This is a genomic window from Microbulbifer sp. ABM4_008, assembly GCF_056311705.1.
Map to the genome: position 1 here is coordinate 2,475,001 of NZ_CM149970.1, position 19,870 is coordinate 2,494,870.

General features: G+C 52.9%; 8 protein-coding genes. All 8 read right to left on the bottom strand.

Going from position 1 to position 19,870, the window contains the following annotated elements:
• Positions 1 to 6: 6 nt before the first annotated feature.
• From ACYX4J_RS10735 to ACYX4J_RS10770, 8 genes are read right to left on the bottom strand one after another with little or no spacing between them, the layout of a single operon-like run.
• On the bottom strand, positions 7 to 1,158 hold the full coding sequence (locus tag ACYX4J_RS10735) for a class I SAM-dependent methyltransferase (protein WP_476178584.1): 1,152 nt from the start codon (positions 1,156 to 1,158) through the stop codon (positions 7 to 9).
• Positions 1,155 to 2,255 (bottom strand): saccharopine dehydrogenase NADP-binding domain-containing protein, encoded by a 1,101-nt coding sequence (locus ACYX4J_RS10740; protein ID WP_476178585.1) that lies wholly within the window; start codon positions 2,253 to 2,255, stop codon positions 1,155 to 1,157. Before ACYX4J_RS10740 ends, ACYX4J_RS10735 begins: the two co-directional genes overlap by 4 nt.
• Positions 2,252 to 4,006 carry an ABC transporter ATP-binding protein gene (locus ACYX4J_RS10745; RefSeq protein WP_476178586.1) on the bottom strand — a complete coding sequence of 585 codons (1,755 nt, stop codon included), beginning with the start codon at positions 4,004 to 4,006 and terminating at the stop codon, positions 2,252 to 2,254. The genes ACYX4J_RS10740 and ACYX4J_RS10745 overlap by 4 nt, the downstream gene beginning before the upstream one ends.
• Positions 4,003 to 5,811, bottom strand: coding sequence for an ABC transporter ATP-binding protein (locus tag ACYX4J_RS10750; RefSeq protein ID WP_476178587.1), 1,809 nt, complete (start codon positions 5,809 to 5,811; stop codon positions 4,003 to 4,005). Before ACYX4J_RS10750 ends, ACYX4J_RS10745 begins: the two co-directional genes overlap by 4 nt.
• Positions 5,812 to 11,397 (bottom strand): amino acid adenylation domain-containing protein, encoded by a 5,586-nt coding sequence (locus tag ACYX4J_RS10755; RefSeq protein ID WP_476178588.1) that lies wholly within the window; start codon positions 11,395 to 11,397, stop codon positions 5,812 to 5,814. It abuts the gene before it with no gap.
• A gap of 48 nt (positions 11,398 to 11,445) precedes the next feature.
• Positions 11,446 to 18,069, bottom strand: a complete 6,624-nt coding sequence (locus ACYX4J_RS10760; RefSeq protein WP_476178589.1) for an amino acid adenylation domain-containing protein — start codon at positions 18,067 to 18,069, stop codon at positions 11,446 to 11,448.
• Entirely contained in the window at positions 18,047 to 19,462 is a 1,416-nt protein-coding gene (locus ACYX4J_RS10765; protein ID WP_476178590.1) for an isochorismate synthase, read from the bottom strand. Before ACYX4J_RS10765 ends, ACYX4J_RS10760 begins: the two co-directional genes overlap by 23 nt.
• Complete coding sequence (locus tag ACYX4J_RS10770; protein ID WP_413662063.1) at positions 19,459 to 19,788, bottom strand: isochorismate lyase; 330 nt, start codon at positions 19,786 to 19,788, stop codon at positions 19,459 to 19,461. Before ACYX4J_RS10770 ends, ACYX4J_RS10765 begins: the two co-directional genes overlap by 4 nt.
• Positions 19,789 to 19,870: the final 82 nt, after the last annotated feature.

The following is a 19,870-nucleotide window of genomic DNA, read 5'->3' on the forward strand; positions in this document are numbered from 1 at the left end:
AGTCCCTTAAACCGCCCTTGCAACAAATAAGGTTTGGCCGGCTACTGATAGCGGCGATGTCGAGGGTGCCAGGAAATACTTAATCTCAAAGCCTCCGCTTACCAGCTCTTCCTGCCAGGCTGCGCTATCGATAAATACCTGATCCGAGCCCCCTCGCCGATCTTCACTGCCCAAAAGAGTCCCGGATTCAGCAGGGGAAAGCAGAAACTGCATTGCCGTTAACATGGCGTGGTTATCCCGAGTGGATTCGCTAAACAATAGCCAGCCACCAGGGACAAGCGACCTGCGAATACGCTTTAGCGTTTGGCCAATATGAGCAGCGTTGTGCAAAACATTGCCAGCCACAACGATATCGGTACTTGCCGGTGCAATTGACTGCACAGAAAAATCAACATTGATATCGAGCAGGCTGCAACGCAAACCGATGTGATTGCAAAATTTTTTCTGTGCCGCAGTGGTAAATACTGGCGATACATCGGTAAAGCGATAATTAACCGGCCTTCCGGCTAAAGTATCTAAAATTGCCGAAGTGGTTAAGCCTGCACCTCCCCCCAATTCAAGCACTCTCAGCATAGGCCCTGGCTTGACGGCCTGTTTTACCATGTACGCTGCGGCATAATTGAGATACGTCGTAAACCAGTTGTTCTGGTAGGCGGCCAGTGCCGTTAGTATTTCTCCATTCTCGAACAGCAATTGATTAATGGAGACTTGATCCCGCACCAGTTCAGACAAATGCGTCAGGAGCTTTTGATGTGACTCGGCCATTTCAGGGGGGAATCCCAGCGCACCGTAGGCCTCCGGTAATTTATCTGCTCCGACTGCACTCTCAGGAATTTGCCCCCAGGAGTAGTTGCCATCACTGAGCCTCAAAAACTCTCGTTCAACCAAGGCCACCAGCCAGCGGCGAACCAGCCAGTGGTGTCGGCAGGCCGCACCTAGCGTATTAATAATTTCCTCACTGCCGCGCCCAACACTCTCTGGAGTCAGCGCTCCGCTGGAGGAAAATAACTCCATAATCGCCCGCAGGCTGATGAACTCAAGCCTCTGCATTGCAGCCGGCAGTTTTGCCAAACCACTGTCTGTAGCAAGCTCAGCGGGTAAAGCTGCCAGCCCAGCCTCATGGGCGGTATCGGCGGGTGGAGGTGTTAGGTTTTTCAAATGGCTCCCTCCTCAAGGCACACCATATCTTCAATACTTGTTTCCAGGGTGGTTAAAAAACTCAATGCCCCAATCTTCGACATGCGTTCCATCGCCAATGCCGGCGGCAATACTTGGGCGCAGTAATGACAACCCGGTGGGATTTCATCGCGAAGTACAGCCATAGTGGTGACTGCGGCTACCGCTGCTGTTAGATCTGCATTGCCAGTGCCCCGCAACGCAGTTGTGCGAGTGCGCTCTTGCTCGTTGTATTTACCGGTAAGTTGCAAAAGCATCAGCACATAGGGATCGCGCCCCGCCAGATCCAGTTCACTGGCCCGACACAGGGCTGCACGCGCTTCATCGCGGCTAAAACCATGGGCAGTATTAAAGGCGGATAAAATATAAGAGCCGCTAACCGCGTTATACCAATCACCATCAGAGAGGGATAAATCCTGAGCTAGGCGCTCGCCCTCGCTATTTAAATACGGAAGCACAGTGGTAGATTCAGGAAAAAAGGGCAGCTCGACATCGGAACGGCGTTTCAATATTCCACTCACCCGGCGTCCATTGCGCCAGGCTGCCAAGGGTTTACTGTGCTGTTCATTGGCACCTTGCAAATAATCATCGGCGGCGACATCGGTAAATCGATCGCGCAAGCCGAAATAGCTGATCAGGCTCTCTACCTGTGAAAACTCCTGCTCTGCCAGCCAGCGTGGTAGCAGACTACTGAGCCCCGGCTGTAAGCCGGCTGATAAAACTGCGGTCAGTCCATGGCTCTGGTAATAGGATCCATCGAGTTGCTCATAGAGGGCTTCATCGCCAGCAACATCGATATAGGCTGCTCCCACTTGTGCCGCAACTTTGGCAACCCTGTCGCCAATTAAATGTGAAGGTCCTGCACAATTGATCAGAACCTCGCAGCCAGATACAAACTGATCCAGTGAGGCTGCATCCAGGTAGTCCACCGTCTGATAAGAAATTACCGAATCACTGGATAGCGGCTGTTTATGTGCGTTGCGACCACCGATACGCATAGCACCCAACTCGAGGGACTGTAAATAACCGGTAACCGCTGCACCCACATCGCCATAACCACCTAAAATCGCAATTGTCATATGCTTACCTCCATATCGGACTCAACCAAACGCCAGCCAGTAGCTTGACTGCGCTGTTGCCAAAAATGTGCATACAGACCCTGCTGGGATAACAACTTGCGGTGATTGCCAACTTCAGCCACCGCACCTTCTTCAAGTACGATTATTTGATCCGCGTTCATAATGGTGGATAATTGATGGGCGATCACAATGACAGTGGACCCTTGTTTTAATTGCTGCAGGGAACTGTTCAGGTACTTTTCATTGCGCGGATCGAGTGCTGCTGTTGCTTCATCCAGCACAACAATAGGTGCAGCTTTTAATAGGGCACGGGCGATAGAAACCCGCTGGCGTTCGCCACCAGAAAGTGCAGCGCCCCCCTCACCTACCTGCGTCTGCCATCCCTGGGGCAAACGCTCGATAATCTCATCCACGCCAGCCAGTTTCGCCACACGTTCCAGTTCTTCCTGACTGGCTTCGGGACAGCTCAAGCGAATATTCGCTTCCAGGGTGTCGCTGAACAGATACACATCCTGCATAACGATAGAGATCTGCCGCATCAGGTCTTCTGTGCGCAGTTGCCGCACATCCACCCCGCCCACTTTTACCTGGCCCTGGTCGGTATCAAAAAAACGCAATAACAAACGGGTGATGGTGGTTTTACCCGAGCCTGATGCACCGACTATCGCTGTAGTGGTACCCGGAGAAACCCTAAAGGAAAGATCCTTTAATACCGGTTGCCCCGCCTCGTAGCTAAAATTCACATTTGAAAATTCAACCAACCCACCCTGCTCGGTAAAAGGCTGAGATCTGGATGGCTCAGGTAGCGACTGCTCAAAAAAGATAGCGGCCAGTCTGTGCAAATCATTACCGGCCATGCGCAGCAGACCACTGCGCCCGGCGAGTTCCGCCAGAGGACCGGTAAATCGGGCCGCCAAAGCTAGCAAAGCCACCAATTCAATAGGGGGAAGTTGTTGATTGAGCGTGAGCCAAACACCCACGGCAATCACTGCGGCAAAGGCGAGTTGCACCATAAATCCACCGGCAAACAAGCGGGGGAAGGTCTGCTGTAACATGGAACCCGCCGCTCTGCTTTGCCCGGCAATCGCCTCTTCCAGTGGGAGATAACCGCTGACATTTAGGCCAAAAGACCTGAGTACCGCTTGGTTGCGGGCAAACTCCACCACCCGGCTACTGGCGCGAGCACCGGCAGCATCCACTTCCGTTTCCAAGGCGCCTATCCACTGGGCGGACCAGCGATGGCCAATATAAATCAAGGGCACAAACAACAAAGCGGTCAGCCCCAGTCGCCAGTCAAACCACAACATTGCCACCCCCACTGTCAGCGGAGTGACAACACCGCTGACAACAGGGGGCAACAGGTGGGCAAAAACGTTAGTCACCATCAAGGTGCCCCCGGTTGTGCTGCGGGACAAACGACCGACTTTTTCTGCACTGAACCAACCGAGGGGAAGTTGAGAGAGGTGTTCACCCAAACGATTGTGCAGGGTTTTCAATACCAGGATGGCCAGTGCAGCCCCTTTTACGGTTTGCTGGTAACGAGCAATACAAGCAATCACAACTACCGATAACAGGGAAAGCAACCAGTACCCAACCGCCTCCATCTCAGAGGCCAACAGTGAGCTGAGCAGGGGCACCAGAAGTGTCACCGCGATTCCCTGCAAAACCCCATAGGCGAGAAGCCATACCGCGTAAATGCCAACTTCACGGCGATGCGCGGGTCCGAGAATGGCGAGCAAACTGCGAATCATGATGAGACCCCGCTAATAACCTGAGCCTCACCACTCATTGCTTTTTCACTCTGTTCGGCACTGTTGTACAAACGCCATAGTTCCGCGTAGTGCTTGCTCTCAGCCAACAGTTGTCGGTGACTTCCGCATTCAACCAAGCGGCCGCCGTCCAGGACCGCAATCTGATCGACTTCGGTGATGGTGTGCAGCTTATGGGCGATCACCAGTACCGTGCGATTGCGCACCAGGCAGGACAATGCCTGCTGAATTTGGGCTTCGGATTCCGGATCGGCGTGAGCTGTGGCCTCATCCAAAATCAACACAGGGGCATCTGCTAAAAGCGTCCGCGCGATACTTAAACGCTGCGCTTCTCCACCAGAAAAAAAGGCATCCTTGCCAATAACCGCCTGGTAACCTCGGGGGAAACTTAAAATTTTTTCATGGATGCAGGCACTGCGCGCTGCATCTACCAACTCCTGGTCACTGGCATCCGGGCGCCCAAGGCGCAGGTTATCTGCCACAGTGCCAGCCAATAGCTGAGTCTCTTGAAGTACAAAGCCAACATGTCGATATAAATTGTCCGGATCTATATCACGGACATCGACGTCTCCCAGAAGCACAGCACCTTGGGCCACGTCATAAAAACGGGGAACCAACTTGGCCAGGGTGGATTTCCCGGCACCGGAACTCCCAACCAAAGCTGTGATCGAACCGGGGCGACAGCGCAAAGTAATATCGCTTATTACCGGCCGATCCTCGGCATAGGCAAAACTGACTTGCTTAAACAGTAACCCTGCATCTTTGGGCTCTTTGGGTTCAGAAGTCACAGCCAAGGGCGCAACCTCCAATAGTTGGTCAATCCTGGCTGCGGCTGCTTTGGCTTTTTGTTGGGCGGTTAATCCCTGGCTCAAGGTGAGAATCGTCTGAGGAATCATTACCGCGATCAGTGTGGTTGCAAGAACATCGATTGGCTGAATGCCTGTATTCACTACCAACCAAGCGCCTCCGGCCAGACTCACCAACATGATGACCGGCACCGATAGGGCCAGAGAGGTGACTGCCTCCAGACGCACAAGCGGTGTAACCCAGCTTGTATAACGGCGACTAAAATCTTCCACGGCCTGTTGGTAATTCCTGTGGGCGCGACCGGTTTGCGAGAAAACCTTGACCACCGCAATACCGTGGACAAATTCAACAATCGCAGCACTGACCCGGCCAAAGTCCTTATCCAGCTGCTGCATTTTTTCCCCGAAGCCACGCATCATCCAGGCGTAGGACACCAGGTAAATTGGCAGGGTAGCTACCGCTAACATAGCCAAGCGCCAGTCGAGCCAGAATAAATAGCCCAAGCCCGCCAGCGGCATTGCAAACGCAGCGGCCAACTCCACCTGATGGTGCGCAACCATATGGTGAAGATCATCGAGATCGTCTTGCACCGCTTTGCGCACCGCGCCGGAGGTGTGTTCGCTGTACCAACCCAGAGGCACCTGTCCCAATTTCCGCACCAGGGCCCGTCGCAGTTCCGCCTGCATACGCTGGTCCGCAATATGGGTTAACCACAAACCGATCACGGTGCAGATCCAACCCATCGCCAGCCCAGCAACTATCGCGAATACAACGGGAATAATCGCATCGGCGATATCACTGATATCGGGCGCTAGGAACAGGCGAGCCAGCTCAACGATACCGATAAAAGGAATCAGTGAAGTGAGCGCACCACAGGCACCGAGCACCACCCCCAGCCACACGAGGCTACGAAATGGACGCATCAGTTCCCGTAGGTTGTGCTTTCGCAAGTTAGAATTTGGCAAAATGTGCTCAGCCATCTATTCGCCCGCTTTACCGCGCTGTAATGGTTTTGCCAAATGCTCAACGACAGTGGCAACCTGCGGCGGCTCCATCACGCTGAAGTGATTGCCCGGTACATCGATTAATTCAAAATCACCCAGACAAACATCCTGCCAATAAGGCGCAGCCATATGCCCTACGCCGGCAGTGACACCGAAGGATTGCTCTTCCTGGCAGCGCAAGTAGGTCATATCGCCAATATAGGGAGGCAGATCAAAACAGGCAGCGCGCATACTGTGTCGGCACACCCGGAAAAGCCCCGGTATCATCGCGGCTTCAACCGGCACACCCGCCTGGGCAGAGGCCAACTCGGTATAATCGGCCAGGCGCTGTTCCTGGGTGAGTTGAGAGCGTTGCCGCACGGCTTCCGCTACCGCTTTAAGCCCGGCATCACCGTCGAGTTCTGCCATTGCACCGGCAGGAACACGACCGCTGTGTTTCTGCATTAAGGTCTCGATCGCGCGGGAAATATCCTCGCTCTCGATATGCTCACCAAATACCGCTTTTACCGGGTCGAGATTCAGGTTGGGGGCAAAAATCGCTTCGAAAGCCAGCTCTTCATCGGTATCCACAAACATTGGGATACTGTCGATCAGGCTTAGGTCAATCACATCGACACCGCGCTCCAGCAGTCTGCGCGAAACTTCCGTCGCCAGCAGGCCGCCCAGGCAGTAACCAATTAACTGGCAGCGCTGGTAGCCCTCGTCGATGATTCGCTGGGCGTAATCGTCGGCGGTGCGCTCGATTAATTCTTTTGCATCGATCGACAAATACTCTTCCGTATTCGCTACCGCAATCCCAAATACTGGACCCAGATCTTGAGCCGCAAGCGCTTTGCCCAAGTGCTGGAAATAATCCAGGGTACCCAGGGCTGCATGGAACATAATCCGTACCGGCGCCCCTTCTTTAGATGCCCCTTTACCCTCGCCTATATGACTGAAAGGAACCATCAAGGAATTGCTGCCCTCTCGGGTAGTGGCAACCAAAGTGTCGCTCTCAGTATCTTCCTGCCCCTCGGCAACAGCATCCGGCTCAACTCTCAGGGCTCTGGCCAATGCAGCAACCGTTGGTCCGTTGAGCATGTGGCGCAACAAGGCGTCGTAAGTGAAAGGTTTCGCTTCCGGAATTTCTTCCAGCAATCGCCCTGCAACCCGCGCCATAATCAGCGAGTCACCACCGAGATCAAAAAAGCTATCCTGGCGGCCGACATTATCGAGACCCAACGCATTCGCCCAGAGTTTGCACAGAGCAGTTTCCAGTGGGTCCATTTGCTCTGAGTCCGCAGCCTCTTGCGTATCCCCCGTTGCTGGACGCCAACCAGCCAGTTTTTTGCGATCGATCTTGCCATTGGCGGTGAGCGGCAGTTGGTCGAGAACTTGCAAATGTGCGGGCACCATATGTGCGGGCAACCGATTCGCTAAAAAGTCCCGCAGTGTCCTGGCACTCAAATCCTGTCTGTCAGTTTTCATCTGCGCGGCCAGTAGATTCATGCCGAACGCAGACAAAGGATGGTCATCTTTAGGCAGGGAAAGAATCTGTCCGGCTCCATTGGCTTTCAACAGCGACTGCCATTTCCCGATAGAAAGGAACTTGGTCGCACCACAAGCGCGATCATCACCCGCCGGGTCCATCATAAAGCCCTGGGTGAGTAAGATATGGGCGTGATCCACCGTTGGCTCAGTCAGGATTAACCAGCCTCCAGGCGCCAGCAATTCAACAGCACTGGCAATAGCCGCCTCTGGATCTCGGGTACTATTGAGCATACCTGCACACAAAATGACATCTGCGCTATTAGGAGCCAAACCCTGGGCGCGATAGTCGGTATTGAGATCCATTAATCCAAAGCGTACCCAAGGCCACTCTTTAAATTGGCGGCGAGCCTCAGTCAGGAAAAAGGCGGTCATGTCAGTGAATAGATAATCGACGTCATATCCATCCAACATAGGAATAACAGAAGCGCTGGTAGCCCCTGTGCCCGCACCCAGCTCAAGAACCCTTAACCCTCTATCGCTCTGGGCGGCAATACGGTTAATTAATGCGGCAGCGGCGGCATTGTTATAGCGGGCGATAAGGTCATCTCGATAGAGAGCCAAAGCCACCTGCTGGTCGCCTTGGGGGAACAACAACTCAAATGGGTTTTGTTGATTCGATAATAACTGCGGTAATAACTCGATATGATCCCGGTGATATTGCAGGAATTCCCGATTACAAAAGCCGCTTTCAATCCCCTGCTCAACTCGCTTCCACACAGCATCAACAGCGGAAGCATCAATTTCTTGGGTTCGCGTGTATTTTTCCTCAGTACTGGAGCTGGCAGTGGATAAGCTGAGCAGCTTTGCGTTAACGAGAAGGTCCAACCAACCACGCACTAACCAGTGATGCTTTTCATGTACTTTGGCTAAGGAGAGAACTTCTTCTGAACTATATCCCTGCCCACAATTTGTAAACGCCCCTAATTCCACCAGACCGTGAAGCATCGATAACAGGGATGCATTTTCAAGTGCCTGCACATAATCGCCGACACTGACAGCTTCTGGCTCACCAGCCTGATAGTGCGCAAACTGACGCACTGAATTCACCAGCTCGGGATCAATAGTCGCCGGTTCTGCATCATCTAAGCGACGGCTTTCCACAAAACCCAACAGATTTAAATCCCCTCGCGAGTCTCCCTCTTTCTTTTCAATCACCGTCGCCGCTGTTGACACTGCGGGGTGGGCCAGCAATGCAGACTCCACTTCTCCCAGCTCAATACGGTGTCCGCGAATTTTTACCTGTCCGTCTTCACGGCCCAGGAATTCGAGTTCACCACCGGGTAAATAGCGGCCCAAGTCACCAGTGCGGTAAAGGCGCTGGCCATCCACCGGATGAGAAAAGAACTTCTGTTCAGAGAGCGCCGCATCACCGAGATAACCATCGGCCAATCCGAGGCCAGTAATCATCAGCTCACCCGCTACCCACACAGGGGCATCGCGCAATTGGCTATCCAATACCCTGAAGCCCTGGTTCGTCAGCGGCACGCCATAGGGAATACTGGTCCAAGCAGAGTCGACCCGATCAATACGGTGATAATTGGACCAAATCGCAGCTTCTGTAGCCCCACCCATACCGATCAGGTCGAGTGCTGGCACATGGCGCCGGATATGTTCCGGTAAAGTAACCGGAATCCAGTCTCCCGACAGCATTGCCAATCGCCACTCAGACAATGGACGAGGTTCTGTATCCAAATAGGTAGCCAGCATTTGTAACTGCGCAGGAACAGAGTTCCACAATGTCACCCGGTGCTCATCCATGACCTCCGCCCAGTGCGAAGGGTCTGCGCCACGGGCCGGATCGGTCAATACCAAAGTCGCACCCACTGCCAAGGGGCCGAAAATATCGTAGACCGACAAATCAAAACTGAGTTGGGCCAGCCCCAAAATACGATCGCTCGGGCCCACCTCGAAACGGCGATTAATATCCAGCACCGTATTCAAAGCGGCCCGATGATTAATCATCACGCCTTTGGGATCGCCGGTAGAACCGGACGTATAGATAACGTAAGCGAGCTGCTCCGGGTCGCCGTTGCTGGCCACCGGAATTTCAGTTTCAGGAGCCAGGCTATCGACACTGATCACCTGCACTTCTGACGGCCACTTAATTTGGTTGGCGAGGTCACTGAGTGTCAGGACATATTCCGCCTCTGCACTGAGCAACAATTTATTGAGGCGTATTTCCGGTTGTGCCGAGTCAAGTGGCAAATAGATTCCACCGGCCAAAAGCACACCGAGGGTCGCCGCTATTTGCTCTCGCCCTTTCGGCATTGCGATAGCAACGCGGCCACCCAGCTGGAAACCTTCTTTGGCCAGGGCTTTGGCGATGCCCGCCGCTTTTTTTGCCAAGTCGCCATAACTGACACTGCCATTGCAATCAATAATGGCGGTAGCTTCCGGCGTCGCCGCGGCCTGTGCAAATACGCCCTGATGCAATAACGCAGAAGGAACAGGTCCATCGGTTTGATTAACCTGATGTCTCTCCTGTTGCTGCCACTCGGGTAAAGAAACGGGAGATGTACTCAGCCATTGCCCATCGCCACTCGTGGAAAGCTCATTCAACAAGCCGGTAAATGCCGCGAACATATCTTCCACCAGGCCCGATGGAAAGACGCCCTGGCGCACATCCCAGTTGATTTCCAGACCATCGGCGTCATCTCTCACTTGGCAGTCCAAGGTGACTTGCGGTGTCTGGGTAATTCCTCTGCCAGACTCTCTACCGCTGGCAGGTTTTTCTGTATCTCCCAGGCCAATAGCACTGGTAAATACCACCGGCATCAATGCGGCCTCCGGTCCTCGTGCACGGGATAGCTCCCGCAGTAATTCCACGCCGGAGAACAAGCGGTGATCAATATCATTGAACAGCTGCTCGCCGATACTGGCCGCCCAATCGCGAAAGGACTTTCCTGTGGAATCATCAATCGCCAGTACACTGACCGAAGTAAAGTCCCCGATCAGCTGATTGACCTGAGGGTGTAAGGGCAATCGATTTAATAATGTAAGACTCAGGCTGAAGCGTGGCTGACGACTCCAACGCTGCAATACCCCGGCGTAGGCAGCCAGTACGGCAACTGATGCGGTCAGTCCAGCAGCACCGGCTCGCTGCTTCAGTTTCTGCCAATGGGTAATATCCAAGCGGTAGTGATGGCGATTAAAGCGCACAGATTCCGCTTCTGAGGCTGGCGGCAATACCGGTAGCTCAGGTGCTGCCGGCAGTTGATCGAGGCGGTCCAACCAATAGCGGCGATCGTTTTGGTAACCCTGGCTGTCCAGTAGACTCCGTTCGGCCAGTAGGTAATCGCGAAAATCGATTTCCAGTGCAGGTAGGGACGCACCGGGATTCGCTAGCAGAACATCAAGCTCGCTAAACAATATGCCCGCACTGGCCCAGTCTGCGATCAGTGCATCCATAGAGAAATGTACGATATGTCCTTTATCCGTGCGGGTATGGCGCAGCTCGAACATCGGCCACTCACCAATGGTGTACACACGGTGGTCCAATTCATCTCTCACCGATTTAAGGGCGAGTTCCAAGGCTTCCTCATCCATGCCGGTGAGGTCCTGACTGATCATCTGGTAGTGCGGCACTTCCTGGAGAACCCGCTGATATCCCTCCTGCTCAATAACCGCCCTCAACATAGGGTGACGCTCAATCAGCTGGTTCCAGGCTTCCTGCAAACCTTTTGGGTTTAATCCGGGATATTCCAGCTCCAGGTAGCCGTGACAGGCAACGCCACCATAGCCAAATGCATTTTGCCGCCCCAACAGGTAGGCAGTCTGTACATCGGTTAAAGGGAAAGGCTCATGCCGATTTTCTGTGTCGGTCTCGACCACCACTCCCAAACCAGAATCATTGCCAGCGCCTGATTGAGCAGCGTTTAATATTTCAATAATTTGTAACTTATGCTCCCGTAACCTTTGCTTGTGCTGCTCGGTCAGCAGGCCTTTGGCTACGCGGAAACGCAATTGTTCAGACTCGGTCCAAAGTTCAACCCCAAGCCCTTGTAGTTCGTCGATCAGTTCCATAGCCGTCATGGGGTTAAAACTCCGTCCAATCGCTGAAAAATAATTTACTTATCAAATTCATATCACGCCCTCTTCCACCATATCCGCATCAATATCCACTGGCGGTTCCATTGTGCTTAGGGCACCGGCAACATCTGCCAGTCTCGGAGAGGCAAATAAACGTCTGAGGGGAAGGAACAAACGGTGCTGCTGTTTTAGGCGGTCAATAAAGCGTGTCGCCAATAAACTATCGCCACCGAGTTCGAAGAAACTTTGATCGCGGTTAATCTTTGGCAAGCTGAGAAGCTCCTGCCAAATCTGCGCCACCAAGCGTTCGTTGTCTGTTACCAGTTCAGGGGCTTTCTGTTGTTCCGGCTTTTCTGCTGCATTTACTTGCTTTAAAACTAGAGCGCGATCCACTTTGCCATTTGCACTCAGGGGCATTTCCGGCAAAGTCACAACGAAATCCGGGACCATATAAGAAGGCAGCTGGGAGCGAAGGTATTCCCGTAGGTCGTCAGTATTAAAATCTGTTGGGCACTGGGGCCCGAGCACAACGGCAGCAACCAACTTTTGTGCATTAACCAGCACCAAGGCCTGCTGCACAAACACTTGGCGAGTAAGTACGCTTTCGATTTCACCCAACTCAATACGATGGCCACGCACTTTGACCTGGCTATCGGCACGTCCCAAAAATTCCAGGCAGGCATTCGGCCAATAGCGCCCAAGATCCCCTGTGCGATACCAGCGCTCACCATTGACAGTGACAAAGCGCGTTTCGGTTAACTCTGGTGCTGCGCGATAGCCCATGGCGACTCCGTCACCGCCAATCCACAGTTCACCTGTAACCCAGTCAGGGCAATCGCGCCCTTGGGTATCCACCACCCTAAATTGCTGGTTGGCCAGTGGGTATCCATAGGGAATCGAATGCCAGCTTGGGTCAACTTCTTTTACTTCAAAACTGTTGGACCAAATAGAAGCTTCAGTGGCACCACCCAGTGCGATAAAACGGCAATCGGGCTGTATTTGTTTTAAGCGCTGCGGTAAATCCAGGGCAATCCAATCCCCGGAGTTCAATACCAAGCGCAATGCGCCCGGCGGCGTATCGGCACCGACAGTGAGCAACATATCCAGTAGCGCCGGTACTGTATTCCAGAGGGTAACGCCATATCGACATACCAGTTGATGCCAGCGCTCGGCATCCCGCCGATCCTTTTCATCAATCAATACCAGCGCACCGCCCACCGATAGCAATCCGAAAATATCGTAAACAGAGAGGTCAAAATCCAGGGCTGATACAGCGAGCACGCGATCCATGGCGGTAACAGAAAAGCGTTCGTTGATATCCGCTATCGTGTTCCAGGCGGCACCGTGGCTGATTTCAACTCCCTTGGGCTCGCCGGTAGAGCCAGAGGTGAAAATGATATAGGCCAGTTGTTCCGGATTGGTATCAATCGGTTCGGCAATAGGTGCAAATTGATAGGCCAGCTGAATTGTATTTTTGTCGAGTACAATTTTTACATCTGCCCTGCGCAACATTGAGTCTCGCCTGGCCTGAGGCTGGTCGATACCAATGGGCAAATAAGCGGCCCCCGCTGCGAGTACCCCCAAAACAGCGGCAATCTGGTCGGGCCCTTTCGGCAGGTTAATGGCGACCACCTCCGCCAAAGAAACCTGGCTTTCCAACAACCAAGCGGCAATACGCAGGGCGCGTTCTGCCAGGACGCCATAACTCAAAGAAATTCCGTCGCCCCAATACAAAGCGGTGCTCTGGGGGTTATCCCTTGCCTGCTGGAAAAATCGCTGGGATAAATTATCCGCGAAGTCAATTGCAGTGCGCTTCTCAAGCTGGGCTCTTTTTCCCCGTTGAGAATCAGGTAATAAATCCGGGGGCATCAAATCCCATTCGGCACTACCCGCCCAATGGAGCAAACCGATATAGGCTTGGAACATCTCTGCGCACATTCCCTCGGGGAACAGTGCTTCGACCACATCCCAATTTAAATAAACACCGCCCTCTACCTCGACCACCTGGTGATCCAGCCAGACTTGCGGTGTCTGTGTCAAAGCCCAGATGGGTTCTCGCAGAGGCCCATTTTCGGGAGCCGCTGTACCACCGGGAATACCCAGGGCGCTGGTGAATACCACAGGCATTGTGGCGTCCGCATCACTCTGCCGGCGAGCTAACTCCCGCATCAAGCTGACACTGGAAATATCACGGTGCTCCAGGGCCGCACCAACTTCCCCTTGTATTTTTCGCGCTCTTGCCAACCAACTGTCGCTGGCTTCTGGCCGGTAACCCACCAGGGTCAAAGAGGTAAAGTCGCCCATTACCCGATAAATATCCGGGTGAACCTCACGGCGGTCGAATAAGGTAAGGTTCAGGCTCAAATCAGGGCGACTGCTCCAGCGGCTAAGCACTTCGGCAAATGCGGTTAGAAGCAGACTCGAAGGCGTGATTCCCTGTTCAGCAGCACGTGCAACCAGGCTTTGCCAGGTACTCTTGTCGATATGCTGTTGATGACGCACGAAATGCGGCCGTTCAATGGATGCCGGCTCCCGAACAATGGGTAATTGGGGCGCGGGGGGTAGCTCTGATAATTTGTGCTGCCAAAATGTTTTTGCGGCAGCCAGGGGACCTTCTTCAAGGTCACTATCAAATACCGCAGTAGTTTGCGGTAACACATTGCGCACATAGTCGCGGAAAGATAGATCGATTGCAGGTAGATCAGTATCAGGGCTCTGGTAGAGAATATTTAACTCACGATAAAACAGCAGAATACTGAAAGCGTCGAGAATCAAGTTATCCAAACCGATGGCCAATCGGGTATTGCGGCCACAGCGTACCGCACGGACATCAAACAGCGGCCATCGGCTTGACTCAAACACCTGCTCCGCATATTCCTGTCGCAGTTGCGCTAAAGCAGAAGTCGGATCACTGTCTATCTCTGTAACATTGATGGAAAATCTCGGCACATCCGCAAGGATGCGCTGTCGACCTTCGCTATCGAATACAGCCCGCAGCATCTCATGCCGGGCAATCATGGCGTTTAGCGCAGATTCCAAACGCTCCAGATCGAGATCAACAACGTCATATTCGCGATAAAAATGACAACCGATACCACCCAAAACAAATTCTGGGTCCCTTCCCAGCCAATAGGCCCGTTGAACCTCAGTAGGTTCAAAAAGCTCGTGGCGAGTGGACGTATCCGATTGCCAAGGCGTAGTAGCAATTTCGGTAGCGCTGTTATTCTTCTCTGGATTCTCAGCAGGGTCTTGAGCTAATGTCGCAGCAAAGGCGGCCAGGCTTGGCTGGCTAAACAATTCCGACAGTGTGACACCTACGAAGCCAGACTCGCGCAGGTCTCGCACAACACGGGTTGCCAAAAGGGAGTCACCCCCAAGTGCGAAGAAATTATCATCCCGTGCTATATCATCAACATCGAGGAATTTGCACCAGACGGCAGCCACCTGCTGCTCTAATTTACCTCGCGGCGGGTTCTGCTTTGCCTGATGTTGCGCTATGGATTCATCGGCAAACTGCTGTAAACCGCCGCGATCAATTTTGCCATTGGCCGTAAGGGGTATTTCAGCGAGACAGCAAAGCTCACTGGGCAGCATGGCGCTGGTCAATCGCTGGGTCAGGAATTCCCGCAAGTCGCTCAAGGGTTCCTGCAATTGCTGCAAATCAACAAAGCACTTTTCTGAAGCGGTGCTGGATTTCGCCACTTTGGGCTCTGGAACTACAACCGCCACCACACCTCGCTGGGTCAGCAGAGCGACCGCTTGCGCAATCGCATTGTGCGCAGTCAGCGCGGCCTCAATCTCGCCGAGTTCGATGCGGTGTCCACGCACTTTGATCTGGTTATCGGCGCGGCCCAAAAATTCCAGGCAACCATTTGGCCAATAGCGGCCCAGGTCTCCGGTGCGATACCAACGTTCGCCTCCGTCTGTTACAAAACGTGCTGCGGTGATTTCGGCAGCACCTCGGTATCCAAGGGCAACGCCCGCACCACCGATCCACAACTCCCCTATCACCCAGTCAGGGCAATCGCGGCCCAGGGAATCCACCACCCTGAATTGCTGGTTGGCTAAGGGGTAACCATAGGGGATGGATCTCCAAGAGGGATCGACTTCTTTTACTTCAAAATTGTTGGACCAGATAGAAGCCTCGGTGGCCCCACCCAAAGCGATAAAGCGGCAATCCGGATTTACACGTCTTAACCTTTCCGGCAGGTCCAGGCTGATCCAGTCTCCGGAATTTAATACCAGGCGCAGCTCTCCCGCTGAAGTATCGCCACCGGTGGTTAACAGCATATCCAAAAGGGCTGGCACTGTATTCCAAACAGTAACGTCATGTTGACACACCAGCTGGTGCCAGCGCTCTGCATCCCGCCGGGATTCCTCTTCAACCAATACCAGTGCACCACCTGCGGACAGCAGCCCAAAAATATCGTAAACGGATAGGTCAAAATCCAAGGCTGATACGGCGAGCACGCGATCATTTTCGTTAACAGAAAAGCGCTCGTTAATGTCCGCTATGGTGTTCCAGGCACTTCCGTGGCTAATTTCAACCCCCTTGGGCTCACCGGTAGAGCCAGAGGTGAAAATGGTATAAGCGAGATCTTTTGTCTCACCCACTACGGGCCGGGATAAAGGGGCAACACCCGAGAGCACAGACAAGTCATCAATAACCAGCTTGGCTCTGGCAAGCTTGAGCACACGCTCTCTGCGCAGCGGTGGCTGGTCTATTCCCAGCGGCAGGTAAGCCGCTCCAGCGGCCATTACCCCAAGAACGGCTATAATCTGCTCCGCGCCTTTGGGCAATAAAATCCCGACCATATCACCGGGCTCAACCCCCTGAAGCTGCAGGTACGCTGCCATTGCCAAGGCGCTGTGGGCCAAGTCCCCATAGCTAATTTGCTCATCGTTCCAATACAAAGCCACGGCTTCCGGGCGGCCTTCAGCATTGTTAAAAAACTGCTCGTGTAATTGGTGGGACTGAATTTTTTTAGCCGTGGAATTTACCCGCTGGCGTTGCTGCTTTTGCTCCGCTGGCAGCAGCGATGGTATGGGCTGGGCCCAGAATTCCGGGCTACCGATCAGGCATTCCAGTAACTGCGTAAAGGCCGCAAACATGCCATCCAGGACGCCGGGAGCAAAAGCAGCTTCCCGCGCATCCCAGTTTACAGACAGGCCGCCTTTGAGCTCCATAACCTGTACGTCCAGCCACACTTGTGGCCCTTGGGAGATAATCCAATTGACATCTCCAAAGGCACTGCGAACTGACTCGCCAAATAATTCTCCCAGCCCAAGCGCACTGGTAAAGACAACCGGCGCAAACACCGTTTGTCCCTGTTGTCTGCTAAGGTCACGCAGCACCTCTACGCCAGAATAACTCCCGTGCGCTACATCCTGACGGAAGTTGTGTTGTAAACGCTGTGCACGCTCAACGAAGGTTCCACTCTGGCTGCCCTGCCAGGAGAGTAAGATCGAAGAAGTGAAATCTCCCACCAGTGAATTGACATCCTGATGTAGAGATTCTCGGTCAAACAGGGGGAGATTCAGCAGAAAATCTGACTCTTCGCTATAGACCGTAAGCACTTCGGCAAGCGCAGCCGCCAGGGTCATGGATAAAGTAATCCCATGACAACCCGCGTAATCCGCCAGCTGTTTTTTCTTTTCGGCACTCAAGCTGTAATGGCGACGAACCACTCGACGGCTATCTTTTTGCTCAACACCTATTGCGGTAGGTAACTGAGGGGCACCGGGCAAATCTGGCAGGCGAGCCTGCCAGTGTGCTTTGGCCTGTTGCTTTGTAGCTTGCCACTCTTTCTTTGAGTGCAGAGCACTGCGGTCAGCCTGGTAGCGCGGATAACTGTAATTTAGCGGTGCCGGAGGTTGCTCTGACTCAAGATAGAATTGGGCCAAGTCATCCAACAATACGCGCAAACTAAAAGCGTCCGCGGCTACCATATCCAGATTAATATGCAGGCGTGTGCCGCCAGCTTTTAATTCCGCAGGTAACAATGAGAGCTGTACATCAAAAACCTCGCCCTGCAATATATCCAGCTGCCGATGGGAGAGTTGCTCCCTAACAGCAATAAGACTCTGCTCTGCTTCTGCGGCAGCCTGATGCCTGAAATCATGAACCTTTAAACCGGGCCAGCTCACTTCTGCGGGAATCTGCTGTCGGCCGTCATCGAGGATTTGAACACGCAGCATCCCATGCCGCTCGAATAGGGAGCGCACAGCCTGTTCCAATCGATCAGGTACTACATCCTGGCCATCAAACTCATGATAAAAATGTGCGGCAACGCCCCCTAAATATTGATTCGGGTCTCGTCCAATCCAATAGGCATGTTGCATCGGTGCCAAATCAAAGGGAGTGCCTTCATCAAAGACTCCCGGCACAGATAAATGTTCACTGGTACTTTCTTCAGTTCCAGTAGCCAACTGAGGTAGAGAAAGCCAGGCTTCCAATTGAGGCACTGCAATAAGATCAGCAAATTTTACTTTGATCTTTTTCTGCCTTAATTGACCAGCTATCTTCATGATTTGTACTGAGTTAAGCCCCAGTGCAATTAAGTCAGCTTGCGGATGAATGCCATTAATATCGGCATCAATAGCCTGACAAACTAAGTCCTTTAACAAACTGGCCGGACTGATTGGCTCTGATTTATTCTGCGGCTTCGGCGACAAGAGATACGCTCCTTATTGCGTCTCGGATAACACGCATTTTGATACAACTTTCACGATACTCGTGGGCAGGAAGGGAAGCCTCAACCAGGCCACAACCGGCAAATAGTGTTACCTTGCCCGGAGTAATAAGTGCAGAGCGCAGCGCAACAGCAAACTCCCCTTCCCCCTCGGCATTGAGCCAACCAACAGGTCCGGCATACCAACCGCGATCCAGGCCTTCATTTTCACGAATATACTTCAGTGCTTTTTTCCTCGGCAGGCCTCCCACCGCAGCACTTGGGTGTAAATCCGATAAGATATCCAATAGAGTTACGCCATCTTTCACAAAGCCTTCCAGCGGCGTAAGCAAATGCTGAATTTGCTTTAATTTGCAGAGTTGGGGCGGTTCTGGTTCCGCTACGTTGTGGCAGTATTTGCGTAAGATAGAAAGGAGATGTTGGACAACCAGGTCGTGTTCAAATCGGTCCTTCTCGCTGTCAAGCAGAGATATCCCCAATTTATAATCAGTTGCCGGGTCTTTTCCCCGAGGTGCGCTACCGGCCAAAGCAACGGTACTGATACGCCCGTCTTTGCCTGCCGCTAAGCGCTCAGGCGAAGCCCCAAGAAAGCAACTTTTTCCGCGGGAAAAGGCAAATAAATAGGCATCGGGGTAAGATTCTTGTAAATATCCGAGAATACTTCCCGGGCAGCAATCCGCGCTCAGTGATTCAGAACGAGCGAGAACTACTTTTTGGAATTCGTTGCGCTTGATTGATTCGACCGCGCCTACTACACGCTGCTGCCAAGCCATCTGGCCTGCATAATTTTGGCTAAAATCAGACTCCACCGAAAACAAATTGTCATTCGCAGAAAGGTCAGAGCTACGAGACAAAATATGCTGCCACCGCGCCTTCACCCGCTCCGCAGTCTGATTGCATTCTGTTTGATCGGTAACGATAAAATTCATTACCAGATAACTGCGATCCCCTTCACAGTAAAGGGCCAACTCGGGCAACGTAAGCGCCCCTGCGGGAAAGTCTTGCCACAAGGATGAGGGATCTTTTTGGCTATCAAAAGCAAACCCACCACACAAAACCGGCCGATGCCCCCCGCTTACCACAGCGGAGGACATCAATTTTTGCCAATTGGCTTGGATTTCAGACCAAGATTCCCCTGGAGCACAACTAAATTCGCAGGCAGAGCCAAAGGTCACAGCATATTCATCTCTAGAGGGCACACCCCACAGAGACGCGATCCTTTCGTGCTGATAGCCGGTGGCAAACAACCCTATTGGGTTGCGTCTATGACATGGAGATGAAAACGATGCCAGAACCTCTGGCTGTCCCTGGCTTACCCTGGACTTGGCTTCCTGCAAACAGGCTTCCAGGCCAGCATATTTAGATCGGCCCTTCATACACCTTCCTCAACGGGCAAGCCGCGCTCAGCGCGCCAATGCAGCTTTTGCTGATTGATAAACCAGTGAATAATCCCGGTAAAAAGCTGCTCTATATAATCTGCGGAAAGTTGTTCTTTCTCAGCCCAACGACGGCGGTCAATCAACATCTCCGCAACCCGGTCTGGAGCAGGAATACTCGTTTCATCCGGCTTGAACTGGGCTGCTGACAAAACATACCCCATACGCCGCTGCAACAGCCTGATGATCTCACGATCAATGGAATCGATACCTTGGCGGATCTCATTCAGATTTTCACACTCCATTGGTAGCTTCGTTGCTTGCATAGAAACTCCATCACCTAAGCTGTTCATCTTCCCATCGATAATGAAACGTTATAACATATCATTTCCGAAATCAACGGGATGT

What these genes read in the sequence shown, in the direction of transcription:
- ACYX4J_RS10755 (WP_476178588.1), bottom strand. Translation starts at nt 11,397, where the DNA reads ATGACGGCTATGGAACTGATCGACGAACTACAAGGGCTTGGGGTTGAA.
- ACYX4J_RS10770 (WP_413662063.1), bottom strand. Translation starts at nt 19,788, where the DNA reads ATGCAAGCAACGAAGCTACCAATGGAGTGTGAAAATCTGAATGAGATC.
- ACYX4J_RS10740 (WP_476178585.1), bottom strand. Translation starts at nt 2,255, where the DNA reads ATGACAATTGCGATTTTAGGTGGTTATGGCGATGTGGGTGCAGCGGTT.
- ACYX4J_RS10750 (WP_476178587.1), bottom strand. Translation starts at nt 5,811, where the DNA reads ATGGCTGAGCACATTTTGCCAAATTCTAACTTGCGAAAGCACAACCTA.
- ACYX4J_RS10745 (WP_476178586.1), bottom strand. Translation starts at nt 4,006, where the DNA reads ATGATTCGCAGTTTGCTCGCCATTCTCGGACCCGCGCATCGCCGTGAA.
- ACYX4J_RS10765 (WP_476178590.1), bottom strand. Translation starts at nt 19,462, where the DNA reads ATGAAGGGCCGATCTAAATATGCTGGCCTGGAAGCCTGTTTGCAGGAA.